Genomic DNA, 12,491 nt, shown 5'->3' on the forward strand with positions numbered 1-12,491 from the left:
GGAACGAATGCTTGCCGAGGTCAATACCGATGAGCGTAACGTTTTGCATGATGATCCCCTTCAGAAAGAAAAACACCCTGTCAGCGTACCGCTCACAGGGTGGGGGTGACCATCTTATTAAACGGGAGCACCAGGCTCCCGTTCTTCTGTTTCAGCGAACTGAAATTACATATTTGCGATCATGTCGTCGGCAAACTCGCTGCATTTGCGCAGCTTAGCGCCTTCCATGCCTTTCACGATCAGGTCTGCGGCTTCGAACCATTCCATATGACGCAGCAGCTGAGCGAATTAAATTACTTAATACTTTGATTAGAAGAAAAATGACACTATTTCGATATCACCTAAACTACAAAGATGGTTGATTACGACATCATGAATTCAAAAAGAATAAATTTAGTTTTACAGAAAACTTTCCCAGTACCGCGCAGAGTAAAATACAATAGTTCCGGCGAAAACTTCAATTGTTAGCATCGTTAAATGATGGACGTCACCACGCGTCGCTCACAATTTCATCATCAATGATCTCCTCACCGTATAGAATGAAGTTGTTCTGGTCTTGCAGAGACTCCAGCCTTCCACGAAGAACCGTCACCTACCGTAAAACCTACACTCATCATTTATGATGTTCAGAAACAGATTGCTGCTCACCGGCTTTTTGGAGTTATTCACAAACGACATCGCTTCAGACTTAATGCTCATATCAAGATAATGCAAGGCCGTGAATGCTATACAAGATGGGACTGTGAACTGGCAGATATGGTTTAATCTAAGGGTAACTCAATAAATTCACTTACTGGCAATTTAAAACTCCATACCTATCTCCTATTTTACGCAGTCCATGTTCTTCAGAAAGTAATATTTTTCTTCTCCGTGGGAATCCTAATAATCAGTGAAGACCGCCTGAGAGTATTCGTTCCACTGTTTTCATGTTGCAAATCTCAAGAGCGGATAATCTTGGCAAGTCCTTCAAAGAACCAGTCCGTCGTTATTATCAGATGATGCCATTAATTGGCAAACGACAGGATAAGGAGGGAACCATGAGTGTTAAGCGAGAGAAAAAGCTAAGGGGAAACATCCGGGCTCTATTGCTGCGATCACCATGTTATTCAATATACGTTTGGGAAGAGGCCTTCCTGTTATAAAGCAACTGTCTGACCAGTGGTCAATTATAGCTTTTGAGTTATTAACGCTAGTACCAATGACAAAAATAATCACGCGAAATACCAACTCTCTGACAGAGAAAAACCGAGCAAAACCTCATGCATACCTTAATAATCTGACATCGGAAAATGGGCTGACTGATAGTTGAAAACCTAAGAATCTCAAAAAGTGCGAAGAACTGAACGTGCATGCTTACTATTTAACAGCATGTAATTTTATACTTTATTTTTTCCCTTATGAGAAGAAAAATTTATTGACACCACCTCAACTATGAAACATAATATAATGTTTAACACTTCATGTCTTCAAACGATAGATATAGGATAGCAAAATGATAATCGGATATACAACAGGTGTTTTTGACTTATTCCATATAGGACATCTTAACATACTAAAAAATGCAAAAGGCTTATGTGACAAATTAATAGTTGGTGTATCTACCGATGAATTAGTCCTATATAAAAACAAGAAACCAATCATCCCATTTGAAGAAAGAATCGAAATAGTCAGGACATGCAAATACGTTGATGTTGCCGTTCCTCAATTTAATATGGATAAAATTGAAGCTTATAATAGGTACAAATTCGATATTATGTTGGTCGGTGATGATTGGTTCGAAAACCCAAAGTGGGAGCATTTTGAACATGCATTGAAAGAACGGAATGTAAGAATCATATACTTCCCCTATACAAAAACGACCTCTTCAACACTAATTAACAATACGCTAATGTTACTTAGAGATCAAAATTAATATTTGGGTTATGAGGATTTTCCAAAAATGAATGAAAGTTTGAGTATTTTCGATCAAGATAAATATCTTGAGCTGTATCAAGACGTTAAAGATGCCATTGAAAATGGCCAGATTTCATCTGGATATGAGCATTATGAAAACCATGGTAAATATGAAGGTCGTCACGCACCAAAAAAGCTAATGCCCGCTACTAATCTCGTTAATGACATCTATAACAAAATTAAGAAAATTGAAAATGAACTGAACGATAGACGAATAATAGATAATTTAAAGATAATATCAAAAAGGCTCACCAAGAAAAAAATAATATTATTTTACTCCCATAAATTTTTAGAGGGAAATATAAAGCAATCTTTTTTCAAAACCAATGAAATAATAAGGAAGGAAAATAAAGACATTGAGTGCCATTTATTAACCCTTGATAAAAAATCATATGATTTAGTTATTAATCTTGGTTATAGTGCTATTTTTTGGGATGGTAATAATAGTTCTAACATTAAAAAAATCATGTCTGCTGCAGTTGTTGTTGATGAAGGTTTTTTTGTTGAAACAGCACCTACACCAACAATGCTTTATAATATTTTGTCATCGGCCTATCGTATAAACCTTTGGCATGGTACACCAATGCGTTTAATAGGTTTAAATGAATTTGATTTCAGAAAAAAAATTGATTATCACCATTCAGCTGTTTTTGCATCTTGGTCAATGAATAATGTATTGTGCTCTTCTTCTGGTAACGATAAAAAAATGTTTGACGAAGCAATGGTCAGCGATAGATATGAGGTTACAGGTTATGCTCGTAACGATATATTCTATAGAGACTTAAATGACCTAGATATGGTAAATGTCGATAAGACTGCTTTCGATTTAGTTTGCCATAAAAAACCTGAATGCAGAGTTATTTATTATGCTCCTACATGGAGAGAGGACAACCCAAAATGGGTTGAAGAAATTAACCTCGAGAGTATTTCAAAATCACTACATAGCATGGGATATTTATTAATAGTAAACCTTCATCCTTTTGAGTTTAAAATAAATATGGATTACTTATACAATATCCAATATTTAACTCTTTTAAACCCTGATAGTGATACCTATCCAATATTAAAAAATGCTGACCTATTAATTACTGATTACTCATCAATAATTTTCGATTTTTTACACACTCAAAAGCCTATTATTTTATTTAGGCCAGACCATGAAAGTTATATTTCTAACTTAAGACAGGTTTCACCAGACAGGGATAATTGTATAAACTCTCTGATTTCCAAAAATAGCGAGGAGTTAGTTCAATCTATTACATCTGTTTTTGATAACTTCGATATAAGTAATGTAAATAGTGCTCTTTATCGCTACCATGAGTATCATGATGCGAAAGCATCAGAAAGATGTGCAAATATCATAATTGACTCATGCCAATCTGTGGTCAAAGGATAAATATATGTGTGGAATATTATTTAGTAGTAGTTTAAGCAGAAGATTTAGCTTAGAGAAATTTAATAATGCGTTGATTAGTCAGGCTTGGCGAGGACCGGATAATAGAGAATCAGTTTCGATTCAAGCTGATTTATTTATTGCTGGACATAACAGACTTGCTATTCTGGATAAAACCTCTATGGCCAACCAACCTATGTATTCATCATGCGGAAATTTCTTAATAGTATTCAATGGGGAAATCTATAATCATTTAGACATAAGAAAGAAATTATCATTAAATTGCAGAACAACTTCAGATACTGAAACATTAGTTGAAGCGTTTAGCCAGGTTGGAATATCTGTATTATCCCTTTTAGATGGCATGTTCTCCTTTGTTGTCTTAAATATTAATAATGGTGAATGGTTTGCAGCACGTGATCATTTAGGAATAAAACCTTTATATTATTATAGGAATTCAGAAGATTTAGTTATAGCCTCTGAATCTTCAACAATTTCGAAATTGACTGACAATGGCTTAGACAGCGAATCAATGATCGAGTGGACATTGATTCGAAGGCCTTTGCCTGGCTTTAGTTTTTATAAAAATATTAATGAATTATTGCCTGGCCATTATCTTCATAGCCGGGAGACTTTCCCCGTAAAATACTGGCAAAGAAAAAAATCTTCGGAGAAATTCGAGTATGACCATTTGGAATACAAAATTAAAAACTCTATAAATCGACATGAATTGAGCGACTATCCTGTAGTCGCTTTGTTAAGCGGCGGCATTGATAGTTCTATAATATCAGCTATATCTAACACTCAGGACTGTTATTCCATTGGTCTGGAGGGAAACAATGAATGCGCATATGCTCAAGAAACTGGGATTAAAATTAACAAGAACATCCATACTCATATAATTGATGAGAATAGGTTATTGCAAGCTTGGGAAAAATTAATCTTATTACGTAATGAGCCTATTTCAGTTCCTAATGAAGCTCTAATATATCTCATTTGTAAAGAATTTAAGTCTGACCAAAAAGTATTACTTACTGGCGAGGGGGCTGATGAGATATTTTTTGGATATGACAAAATTTACAGATGGGCGATGAATGAAAAAAAAATAAATCCTGAAGATTTCATATCTAGATATGGCTATGGGTCAGATAAATTATCCGCTGACGACCTAACTGAAAGGATGCATTATTATCTAGTAGAAACAGCAAAAGATAAGTCACCTATCGAATTCTTAGAAGATTTTATGTTAGATGTACACCTTGTCGGGCTATTACGCAGAATGGATTACTCTTCTATGGCTGCATCGAAAGAAGCCCGAGTGCCTTTTGTATGCACAGACATTGTCAATTATATGTATCGAAGACCGACTGTATTAAAAATTGATGAGATTCATTCAAAAATCCCACTCCGAAAAATGATTAGCAACTTAGGGTTATTAAATGTCCTTGAGCGAACTAAGATTGGTTTCAGTGCATCAAAAAACAACATGATACATAAATATGATGAATACGAGAAATTTCGGAACTTCAATATCAAAACCCTTGGCTTAGATGGTAGTAAATAGCTATTATTTTGTTGAAGCGCCCTAAGTTACTTAAGCTATCTTAGCTGGCTAATATCTATATGTTCTAAAAAATGATGCTTGTATTAAAAATTACAAGTATCATGATGCCTATTGATTTAAAATCAGGGGACTTCAATAGGAGCGATATACTGATTCAGATAATAAGTTCCTTAGATAGACAACCGCTTAACCACTTTGCAATAAAATAGATATATATTAAGTTGATCCCCCCTTTTACTCACAGCGAACTTCCTGACATTCATTGCCATAGCTGCGCAACGCGGCTCAAGGCCTAACAGGCTGGTTTCAAATATGAACGATGGGCTTAAATTACGTCTGCTGATTCTGGTCAGTGTGTCGTCTATTTCAACTATGAGGTGATAATTCAACTCTATCTTGTTAGCTTTAGTAAGCCACTTCCGAGTGAACTCACTCCTTAGCATCATGATCATGTAGAACTCGATACTTATAGCTATAGGAAAAATTCCGCCATTTAAGGCGTAATTAAAGCTGTAAAAATAAATGGCCATGGACAGCTTCAGATAATTCATTAAAAAAATAGGTAAGACTTTGAAAGTTCAGTTTGCATGTTTTTGTTTAGGTTACAGAAAATTTTCCAGAGGAAAAAAAAGGGGGCATGATGCCCCCGATGTCTACTTCAACAATTTCGCAATTACATATTTGCGATCATGTCGTCGGCAAACTCGCTGCATTTGCGCAGCTTAGCGCCTTCCATCAGACGTTCAAAATCGTAAGTCACAGTTTTGTTGGCGATAGCGCCTTCCATGCCTTTCACGATCAGGTCTGCGGCTTCGAACCATTCCATATGACGCAGCATCATTTCTGCGGACAGAATGATTGAGCCCGGGTTCACTTTGTCCTGACCGGCATATTTCGGTGCAGTACCGTGAGTGGCTTCGAACAGCGCACAATCAGAACCGATGTTTGCACCCGGAGCGATACCGATACCGCCAACCTGCGCCGCCAGGGCGTCGGAGATGTAGTCACCGTTCAGGTTCATACAGGCGATAACGTCGTATTCAGCCGGACGCAGCAGGATCTGTTGCAGGAATGCGTCAGCAATAACGTCTTTAATGATGATGTCTTTGCCGTTGTTCGGGTTCTTGATTTTCACCCAAGGACCGCCGTCGATCAGCTCGCCGCCGAACTCTTCACGCGCCAGCTGGTAGCCCCAATCCTTGAAGGCACCTTCGGTGAACTTCATGATGTTGCCTTTATGAACCAGCGTCAGGGAATCACGGTCATTGGTGATGGTGTATTCAATCGCCGCACGAACCAGACGTTTGGTGCCTTCTTCGGAGCAAGGTTTGATACCGATACCACATTCCTGTGGGAAACGAATTTTCTTCACGCCCATTTCGTCTTGCAGGAATTTGATGACTTTGTCCGCTTCAGCAGAACCGGCTTTCCACTCGATACCTGCGTAGATATCTTCGGAGTTTTCACGGAAGATCACCATGTCGGTATCTTCAGGACGTTTTACCGGGCTTGGTGTGCCGGTGTAATAACGAACCGGACGCAGACAGATGTACAGGTCGAGTTGCTGACGAAGTGCCACGTTCAGGGAGCGAATTCCGCCGCCAACCGGAGTGGTCAGTGGGCCTTTGATAGCAACACGGTAATCACGGATCAGGTCCAGAGTTTCTTCTGGCAGCCATACGTCCTTGCCGTACAGTTCTACGGATTTCTCGCCGGTGTAGATTTCCATCCAGGAGATTTTACGCTCGCCTTTATAGGCTTTCTGAACAGCCGCATCAACGACTTTGATCATGGCAGGCGTTACGTCAACACCGATGCCATCACCTTCAATGAATGGGATAACAGGATTATTAGGAATGACCAGTTTACCCTGAGCGTCTACTGTAATCTTTTTACCTTCAGCCGGAACAACTACTTTGCTTTCCATTAACCTCTCCTTCGAGCGCATTTTTGTTAAAAATTTGTAAGATGCCGGTCGATATTACTCGAATATTTCTCGCTAGCCAATCCGAAACATTTTTCAAGTATAATGCGCTAATTCTCTCTAACTTCAATGCCTATGAACCCGCTATCTTTTAAAAATCACAACGTTAAACGTTTCAGCAAAAGGCCTGCCAAAGAACAATCTGCCCCAAAAGGGCCCAGAAAGGTGATTCTTTTCAATAAACCGTTTGATGTACTGCCACAATTCACTGATGAGGCGTGCCGGGCCACACTTAAAGATTACATTTCATTAACAGATGTTTATGCCGCCGGTCGTCTCGACCGGGACAGCGAAGGTTTACTGGTGCTGACCAACGATGGCAAACTGCAAGCTGCACTGACACAGCCAGGTAAACGCACCGGCAAGATTTACTACGTGCAGGTCGAGGGAGAACCGGATACCGCCGCCGTTGAAGCATTGCGCCGCGGTATCACGTTGAAAGATGGCCCCACCCTGCCCGCCGGTGCTGAAATTGTCGGTGAGCCGGAATGGCTCTGGCCGCGCAATCCGCCAATCCGCGAACGTAAAGCGATCCCGACGACCTGGCTGAAAATCACTTTGTACGAGGGAAGGAACCGTCAGGTTCGTCGCATGACGGCACATGTCGGGTTCCCGACGTTACGCCTGATCCGCTACAGCATGGGCGAATTTTCCCTCGGCGACTTACAACCCGGCCAATGGAAGGAGATCCCGCATGTTTAAACCGCACGTTACCGTCGCCTGCGTCGTTCAGGCACAGGGAAAGTTTCTGGTCGTTGAAGAAACCATTCACGGAAAAGTGACCTGGAACCAACCGGCTGGCCATCTCGAAGCCGACGAAACGCTGGTCAGCGCAGCCAAACGCGAACTGTATGAGGAAACGGGTATTCACGCCGAACCGCAGTCTTTTCTCGGATTGCATCAGTGGCAGGCGCCGGACGGCACGCCGTTTCTGCGCTTCGCGTTTGTGATTGATTTACCCGAAATTCTGGACACCGAGCCACAGGATGACGATATCGATCAGTGCCGCTGGGTCAGTGCTGAAGAAATTATCGGCTCGGCTCAGTTACGCTCGCCGCTGGTGGCGGAAAGCATCCGCTGTTATCAGGAATCACCGCGTTACCCTCTGGAAATCCTGCACAATTTTAATCTGCCGGAGTAAGCGCGCAGAAAAGCCTTTCGTCCGGTTGTTGCCGTGCTGAGAATCAGCGATGCAGCAACCGGCCTGACGTGATAAAATTTCGCGCTTCAGTATTTACGTAGTACCTCTCTGTTCGGGTTTCTGTGGTGTTTTTGTTGCACGCGGCCTTCATCCTCGTGGGACAAGCATCAGAAAAACACCGTCAGTACCGGACAATTAATTCATGTGTTTCGGGACAATTATGTCTGACAACAGCCAGAAAAAAGTGATCGTCGGGATGTCCGGCGGTGTCGATTCCTCAGTCTCTGCGTACCTTCTGCAACAGCAGGGTTACCAGGTTGAGGGCCTCTTCATGAAAAATTGGGAAGAGGATGACGACGAAGAGTATTGCACAGCAGCCACCGATCTTGCCGACGCGCAGGCCGTGTGCGACAAGCTGGGCATCGAACTGCACACCGTGAATTTCGCGGCGGAATATTGGGACAATGTGTTCGAATTATTCCTCGAGGAATACAAAGCCGGACGCACACCAAACCCGGATATCCTGTGCAATAAAGAGATTAAATTCAAAGCTTTCCTGGAATTTGCCGCAGAAGATCTGGGCGCCGATTACATCGCGACCGGTCACTACGTGCGCCGCCAGGATATCGACGGCATCAGCCACCTGCTGCGCGGCGTCGATGGCAATAAAGATCAAAGCTATTTCCTCTACACGCTGGGTCACGAACAGGTTGCACAAAGCCTGTTTCCGGTCGGTGAGCTGGAAAAACCGGAAGTGCGCCGCATTGCCGAAGAGCTCGATCTCATCACCGCGAAGAAAAAAGACTCCACCGGCATTTGTTTTATTGGTGAGCGTAAATTCCGCGATTTCCTTGGCCGCTATCTGCCGGCGCAGCCTGGCGTGATTAAAAGCGTTGATGGTCAGGTGATGGGGCAACATCAGGGGCTGATGTACCACACGCTCGGCCAGCGCAAAGGTCTGGGCATCGGTGGCCAGAAAGAAGGCAGCGAAGAGCCGTGGTACACCGTTGAAAAGGATGTGGAAAATAACATTCTGTACGTTGCTCAGGGCCATGAACATCCGCGTCTGATGTCCGTCGGGCTGATTGCGCAACAGCTTCACTGGGTTGATCGCAAACCGCTGACCGCGCCGCTGACGTGTACCGTCAAAACCCGTTATCGTCAGGAAGACATTCCGTGCGTCGTCACGCCGCTGGGCGAAGACCGCATTGAAGTGCGCTTTGACGCGCCGGTTGCTGCCGTCACACCGGGCCAGTCTGCCGTGTTTTACCTCGGCGAAATCTGCCTCGGCGGCGGTGTCATTGAACAGCACCTGCCGCTTCAGGCCTGATACCGCGCCAACAGGTGTATGAAAACGGGACGCTTTCGGGCGTCCCGCTTTTTTTCTGCCCGCCTGTGACGATCTGCACTGATTCCGAACTGTGTTTAGGGTCAGTTTTATGGCATGATCTGTCGCCATTAGTTTGGGCTATCTTCTTTGTCACTGCGTCTCATCGTTTCAAAACGCTTACAGGAGTAAACGTGGCTAAAAATTATTATGACATTACGCTGGCGTTGGCGGGGATCTGTCAGGCGGCGCGCCTGGTCCAGCAACTTGCCCATGAAGGCAATTGCGCTCAGGAAGAAATGTCAGTGTCACTGCGCAGCCTGCTGGAGATGAATCCGGCATCCACGCTGGCGGTGTACGGTAATAATGAAGCGAATTTGAAGATGGGGCTGGAAACGCTGCTGGGCGTGCTGAACGCCAACCGTCAGGGGCCGGGCGCTGAGTTAACGCGTTACGCATTAAGCCTGATGGTGCTTGAGCGCAAGCTCTATGCCAATAAAGCCGCCATGAATCAGCTCGGTGAACGTATCGATCAGCTCGACCGCCAGCTGGCGCATTTCGAGCTCGAATCCGACACGATGATTAGCTCGCTGGCCTCGATTTATGTCGACGTCGTCAGCCCGGCGGGACCACGAATTCAGGTCACCGGTTCACCGACAATTTTGCAAAATCCGCAGGTTCAGGCGAAGGTCCGCGCCATTTTACTGGCTGGCATCCGTTCCGCCGTGCTGTGGCACCAGGTGGGCGGTGGACGCCTGCAACTGATGTTTTCCCGTAATCGCTTGTTTGAACAGGCGAAAAGTATTCTCGCTCATTGTTAATAAGACCCCAGGAGTTGCTACCGATGGAATTATCCTCACTGACCGCCGTTTCCCCCGTTGATGGACGCTACGGTGATAAAGTCAGCGCGCTGCGTACTATTTTCAGCGAATTTGGCCTGCTGAAATTCCGTGTGCAGGTTGAAGTACGTTGGCTGCAAAAACTGGCAGCCTGTGCAGAAATCAAGGAAGTTCCTGCTTTTGATGCCGACGCAAACGCTTTCCTCGACCAGTTAGTGGCCAATTTTGATGTGAATGACGCTCAGCGCATTAAAGACATCGAAAAAACCACCAACCATGACGTCAAAGCGGTTGAGTATTTCCTGAAAGAAAAAGTGGCCGGTATCCCTGCCCTGCACGCGGTGTCCGAGTTCATTCACTTTGCCTGTACGTCTGAAGACATCAACAACCTTTCCCACGCGCTGATGCTGCAAACCGCACGTCAGGACGTGGTGCTGCCGTACTGGAAACAGATCATTGATGGGATTAAAGATCTGGCGCACAAACACCGTGACATTCCGCTGCTGTCGCGCACCCACGGTCAGCCTGCTACGCCATCCACTATCGGTAAAGAGCTGGCTAACGTCGCCTACCGTATGGTTCGCCAGTTCAGACAACTGCAAAACGTCGAAATCCTCGGCAAAATCAATGGTGCCGTGGGCAACTACAATGCCCACATCGTGGCGTACCCGGAAGTGGACTGGCATAAATTCAGCGAAGAGTTCGTGACTTCTCTGGGTATTAACTGGAACCCGTACACCACACAGATCGAGCCGCACGACTACATCGCCGAACTGTTTGACTGCGTGGCGCGTTTCAACACCATCCTGATCGACTTCGACCGCGACATCTGGGGTTACATCGCCCTGAACCACTTCAAACAGCGCACCATTGCTGGCGAAATCGGTTCTTCTACTATGCCGCACAAAGTGAACCCGATTGACTTCGAAAACTCCGAAGGCAACCTTGGCTTGTCCAACGCGGTGTTGCAGCATCTGGCCAGCAAACTGCCGGTTTCCCGCTGGCAGCGTGACCTGACCGACTCCACCGTGCTGCGTAACCTCGGCGTGGGTCTGGGTTATGCGCTGATTGCATATCAGGCCACCCTGAAAGGCGTCAGCAAGCTGGAAGTGAACGAAGCGAATCTGGCAAATGAACTGGATCACAACTGGGAAGTGCTGGCTGAGCCAATCCAGACCGTGATGCGTCGTTACGGCATCGAAAAACCTTACGAGAAGCTGAAAGAGCTGACCCGTGGTAAACGTGTTGATGCGGCAGGTATGCAGGCCTTTATCGATTCTCTGGAATTACCGGAAGAAGAGAAAGTGCGCCTGAAAGCCATGACGCCGGGCAATTATATTGGCCGCGCGACGACCATGGTTGACGAGCTGAAGTAAATCTTTGCTCACGTATTATGTGTGACCTCTATCAGGCGACCTCCGGGTCGCCTTTTTTATGTGACCGCGACGCGCAAAATGTCACTGCAAAAAATCTCTGTCCTTCTAAAATAGAGCCCATTCCCTCCGCATTGGAAGACCGACTTCATGAGCATGGACACCAACCAGCAGGTGCTGGAAAAACTGAAAACCGATCTGGCTCAGGCGGGCACAATGCCCCTGTATTTGTGCTTTAACGAATCGGTACGTCAGGCAATGGAAGCAGGCATCTTGCAGGATGGTGATTTTCTGCCGAGCGAACGCCAGTTCACTGAAATTCTGGGCATTTCGCGTATCACCGTGCGAAAGGCGCTCGCCAGGCTGGAAGAAGACGGCCATATCGGGCGCTCGCGGGGTTACGGCACCTTTATCAAAAAAGCGACCGATGCCCGCCTGGCTTATTCGCTGGCCGGAGTGAAAGGGTTTTCCCGGGAAGTGATGCTTCAGGGGCGCAAGCCGGATACGCTATGGATCAGCCGCGATCAGGTGCCCGCCTCGGCGCTGATTGCCAGCAAACTGGCGATTATTGAAAACACGCCGGTCTACATGCTTAAACGCATTCACTACATTGATACACGCCCGATGTCGGTAGCAGTTTCCTACGTCATCATGGACGCTATCCGCGACGTCGAGGAAATCGGCGTTTCGCTCTATGACTATTTTGGTCGCAATAATATTGAGCTCGGCGCGCTGCAAAGCCGCGTCAGTGCGGCGATGAGCGACGCGGAAAACTTGAAGGCATTACAGCTGAAAGAGGCGATGCCACTGCTTATCATCAAACAAACGTTGTTCGACGGGCAAAACCGCCCGATTGAGTACAGCGAAAGTTTCTGCCGCAGTGACATGTACGAATTCGTCAGCGAAGACTGACCGTT

At 45.0% G+C, this 12,491-nt stretch carries 10 protein-coding genes and 1 pseudogene; 9 read left to right on the forward strand and 2 right to left on the reverse strand.

Annotated elements, in window-relative coordinates; all coding sequences use genetic code 11:
* Window positions 1-165 precede the first annotated feature (165 nt).
* Window positions 166-279, reverse strand: a pseudogene (locus IV433_RS26140) (hypothetical protein); the annotation flags it as partial.
* 1,213 nt (window positions 280-1,492) lie between these two features.
* On the opposite strand from IV433_RS26140, the gene IV433_RS09395 reads away from it, so the two are divergent.
* Genes IV433_RS09395 through asnB form a run of 3 tightly spaced genes read left to right on the forward strand, consistent with a single transcriptional unit; the run spans window position 1,493 to window position 4,910 of the window.
* Window positions 1,493-1,912 (forward strand): adenylyltransferase/cytidyltransferase family protein, encoded by a 420-nt coding sequence (locus IV433_RS09395; protein ID WP_195813994.1) that lies wholly within the window; start codon window positions 1,493-1,495, stop codon window positions 1,910-1,912.
* A 27-nt stretch (window positions 1,913-1,939) separates the two neighbouring features.
* Window positions 1,940-3,349, forward strand: coding sequence for a CDP-glycerol glycerophosphotransferase family protein (locus IV433_RS09400; RefSeq protein WP_195813995.1), 1,410 nt, complete (start codon window positions 1,940-1,942; stop codon window positions 3,347-3,349).
* A gap of 4 nt (window positions 3,350-3,353) precedes the next feature.
* The gene (asnB, locus tag IV433_RS09405; protein ID WP_195813996.1) at window positions 3,354-4,910 is read left to right on the forward strand and encodes an asparagine synthase (glutamine-hydrolyzing); all 1,557 of its coding nucleotides are present in this window, start codon (window positions 3,354-3,356) and stop codon (window positions 4,908-4,910) included.
* Window positions 4,911-5,583: 673 nt separating this feature from the next.
* Here asnB and icd read toward each other — a convergent pair.
* A complete protein-coding gene (gene icd / locus IV433_RS09410) occupies window positions 5,584-6,837 on the reverse strand; it encodes an NADP-dependent isocitrate dehydrogenase (RefSeq protein WP_095921371.1) in 1,254 nt (417 codons plus the stop codon).
* Window positions 6,838-6,969: 132 nt separating this feature from the next.
* Between icd and rluE the strand changes: the two genes are divergently transcribed.
* The 6 genes from rluE (at window position 6,970) to IV433_RS09440 (ending at window position 12,486) form a co-directional block, all read left to right on the forward strand.
* A complete protein-coding gene (rluE, locus tag IV433_RS09415) occupies window positions 6,970-7,596 on the forward strand; it encodes a 23S rRNA pseudouridine(2457) synthase RluE (protein WP_195813997.1) in 627 nt (208 codons plus the stop codon).
* Window positions 7,589-8,035, forward strand: a complete 447-nt coding sequence (locus tag IV433_RS09420; RefSeq protein WP_195813998.1) for an NUDIX hydrolase — start codon at window positions 7,589-7,591, stop codon at window positions 8,033-8,035. Before rluE ends, IV433_RS09420 begins: the two co-directional genes overlap by 8 nt.
* Window positions 8,036-8,255: 220 nt before the next feature.
* Entirely contained in the window at window positions 8,256-9,365 is a 1,110-nt protein-coding gene (gene mnmA, locus IV433_RS09425; protein WP_195813999.1) for a tRNA 2-thiouridine(34) synthase MnmA, read from the forward strand.
* Window positions 9,366-9,556: 191 nt separating this feature from the next.
* Complete coding sequence (gene hflD / locus IV433_RS09430; protein WP_195814000.1) at window positions 9,557-10,183, forward strand: high frequency lysogenization protein HflD; 627 nt, start codon at window positions 9,557-9,559, stop codon at window positions 10,181-10,183.
* 23 nt (window positions 10,184-10,206) lie between these two features.
* A complete protein-coding gene (gene purB / locus IV433_RS09435; protein WP_195814001.1) occupies window positions 10,207-11,577 on the forward strand; it encodes an adenylosuccinate lyase in 1,371 nt (456 codons plus the stop codon).
* A 147-nt stretch (window positions 11,578-11,724) separates the two neighbouring features.
* The gene (locus IV433_RS09440) at window positions 11,725-12,486 is read left to right on the forward strand and encodes a GntR family transcriptional regulator (RefSeq protein WP_195814002.1); all 762 of its coding nucleotides are present in this window, start codon (window positions 11,725-11,727) and stop codon (window positions 12,484-12,486) included.
* Window positions 12,487-12,491: the final 5 nt, after the last annotated feature.

This window comes from Rahnella laticis (assembly GCF_015644585.1).
Classification (GTDB): Bacteria; Pseudomonadota; Gammaproteobacteria; order Enterobacterales; family Enterobacteriaceae; genus Rahnella; species Rahnella laticis.

Excerpts from the sequence above, each read along its gene's own strand:
- IV433_RS09395 (WP_195813994.1), top strand. The coding sequence starts at position 1,493 with ATGATAATCGGATATACAACAGGTGTTTTTGACTTATTCCATATAGGA.
- IV433_RS09400 (WP_195813995.1), top strand. The coding sequence starts at position 1,940 with ATGAATGAAAGTTTGAGTATTTTCGATCAAGATAAATATCTTGAGCTG.
- asnB (WP_195813996.1), top strand. The coding sequence starts at position 3,354 with ATGTGTGGAATATTATTTAGTAGTAGTTTAAGCAGAAGATTTAGCTTA.
- icd (WP_095921371.1), bottom strand. The coding sequence starts at position 6,837 with ATGGAAAGCAAAGTAGTTGTTCCGGCTGAAGGTAAAAAGATTACAGTA.
- rluE (WP_195813997.1), top strand. The coding sequence starts at position 6,970 with ATGAACCCGCTATCTTTTAAAAATCACAACGTTAAACGTTTCAGCAAA.
- IV433_RS09420 (WP_195813998.1), top strand. The coding sequence starts at position 7,589 with ATGTTTAAACCGCACGTTACCGTCGCCTGCGTCGTTCAGGCACAGGGA.
- mnmA (WP_195813999.1), top strand. The coding sequence starts at position 8,256 with ATGTCTGACAACAGCCAGAAAAAAGTGATCGTCGGGATGTCCGGCGGT.
- purB (WP_195814001.1), top strand. The coding sequence starts at position 10,207 with ATGGAATTATCCTCACTGACCGCCGTTTCCCCCGTTGATGGACGCTAC.
- IV433_RS09440 (WP_195814002.1), top strand. The coding sequence starts at position 11,725 with ATGAGCATGGACACCAACCAGCAGGTGCTGGAAAAACTGAAAACCGAT.